The organism is Weizmannia sp. CD-2023 (genome assembly GCF_036225245.1).
Taxonomy (GTDB): domain Bacteria; phylum Bacillota; class Bacilli; order Bacillales; family Bacillaceae_C; genus Weizmannia; species Weizmannia faecalis.
The window spans coordinates 1-2,042 of record NZ_JARTJQ010000158.1 but is presented as its reverse complement, the minus strand read 5'-3'; the positions used below and the strand labels follow the sequence as shown (position 1 = coordinate 2,042).

Here is a 2,042-nt window from a genome sequence, read left to right as displayed (position 1 = left end):
GAACAGATATTGCGGGAGAAGCGATATCGGTTTGTCGCAGACCGGCGTGCGGCAGGCGGAACTGGCGGCAGGGTTTTTAAAGGACATTCCGTTTAATGCTGTTTATGCATCCACATTGGGCCGGGCTACCCGTACGGCAGAAATTCTCGTTGAGGGGCGGAATTTGAAAATCCATCAAGATCCACGTCTTGTCGAAACGGACTTCGGTGCCTGGGAGGGAGAACGCCAGGAAGATTTTTCCGTTAAATATGCGGATAATTGGGAGGCCTGGCTAAAAGATCCGGGCGCGACACATGCAGGTTATACGGGGGAAACGGCCATTCAGGTCTATAACCGTGTCCGTGCCTGTATCGATGAGCTGGTGGAGAAACATCCGGAAGAAACCATCCTTGTTGTTGCCCACAGCATGGCAATCCGCTTTTTCGTCGCCGGAACACTTGAAGTTCCGTTTAAAAATTACCGAATGATCCCACAAGACAATACTGGGATTACGATTTATAAAGAGACACCGGAAAACGCCGGATTTCTGGCTATTAATCTTAATACGCACTTATCTTCCATAAAAAGATGAGATTTGCACCCATTGCTGTAGAACTCTGCCCATGCCGGTTGAACAATGGAACCGCATGGGCATAGGCTATATTGGGGCTGGGACATTTTGAACGTAAGCTACGATGCTTTTTTTTAATTGATTTCCTCTAAACCTGGGATAAGGTTGGTGGACATGGACGTCATGTAAAGGAAAACAGGAAATGTCGATTTTATAAAGGCATGGAACTGTCCTGCCTGCTTGAAGGGGTTACGAACCGTGGACTTGATAAAGAGACTGACCGCTTGTCCGGACTTATCTTTGCCCGCATAAGCCGGTTCAACGTATAGAGAAGGTAACATCCCTATTTCCGACAGAGGCATTCTTTTATATATTGAGGCAAAGCCAGAATGGAATTCGTTCAGCAAATCTTTTGCGTGCCAGTATGGGATTAGCGTCGTTAACGGTGTTATGGAAGGGTGGGTAAATAGACCCGTCATTTTAATGAAAGCGTTTACAATTTAAAAAGGGGTTAAAACAGTATCGTTTTCATGCTAAACTGGAAGGGAGACTGTAAAAAAAGAGCCTGGAGACCATATTACTCTTACTTTGAATTTGGGAACAGTAAGTAAGAATCATGAGAAAATAGGGGGGTATTTTTTGCTGAAGCATCTATTTTCTTTGTGTCTCCGGCTCTTTATCAACTTTTTGTACAGATGCTCATCAACAAAATAATTTCTATACACTTATATTATACACAATTATTTTGGAAGTCAACCATCTTTTTTGATTTTTTTTAAGGAGCAGTAGCAATGGCCGATCACGGGAATGAAAACATGGAAAACGTTAAAGAAATATTCGCAGCCCGATTGAAAAAAGTGCGGACAGCTCAAGGCTACAGCCAGCCTGAACTTGCGAAAAAAGTCGGGGTAAGCGACCGGAACATTTCGAACTACGAAACTGGATACAGTTTTCCTTCTATTAAGGTGCTATACCGAATTTCGCAAGTGTTGAAAGTTTCAATTGATTATCTTTTGGGCCTTACCAACCATGCCGGCCTGAAGACAAATGAAGCGGTCAGTAATCCGGAAAAGAAACTGCTTGAAACGTTGAGCCATGAGCCGGATTTATACCAAATGATGCTGAAAGATCCTGAGAAAATGGCAAACCGGATTTATCAGACTTGGAATTTGATCAGGGAACTGGACGATGAGGATGACAGAAATACATAATCGGGGGGGCGGCTGAATAAGGAAAGCCCTGGTCCCGGTTCCAGGAACTATAAAAACAAGAGTTACTTTACAAAAAGGGTTTGTCACTGGTATCTGCGCGTTCAGCGCCACTTTTCGGGTCTAAGGTTGATGGAAGGAACAAAGAAGGCGGCATCAACCAGATTTGCGGCTGAGCGAACCAGATACAAGGCTTTGTCTGGTTTGCTCAGCAAGTCTTCATTAGGGAGCGACTTGATGATCCCAGGGATCGCAAATACAGCAAACGATTTCAATCCACGCCC

3 protein-coding genes are annotated in these 2,042 nt (G+C 44.4%); 2 read left to right on the top strand and 1 reads right to left on the bottom strand.

The annotated features are described in order from the left end of the window. Positions 1-571 (top strand): histidine phosphatase family protein (locus P9687_RS17205; RefSeq protein WP_328228953.1); only part of this gene is annotated, 571 nt, incomplete at its 5' end. A gap of 770 nt (positions 572-1,341) precedes the next feature. Continuing rightward, entirely contained in the window at positions 1,342-1,761 is a 420-nt protein-coding gene (locus tag P9687_RS17200; RefSeq protein WP_035183676.1) for a helix-turn-helix domain-containing protein, read from the top strand. Between the two features lie 101 nt (positions 1,762-1,862). Here the strand turns inward: P9687_RS17200 and P9687_RS17195 are convergent. Further along, a partial coding sequence (locus P9687_RS17195) for a hypothetical protein (RefSeq protein WP_328228952.1) occupies positions 1,863-2,042 on the bottom strand: 180 nt, incomplete at its 5' end.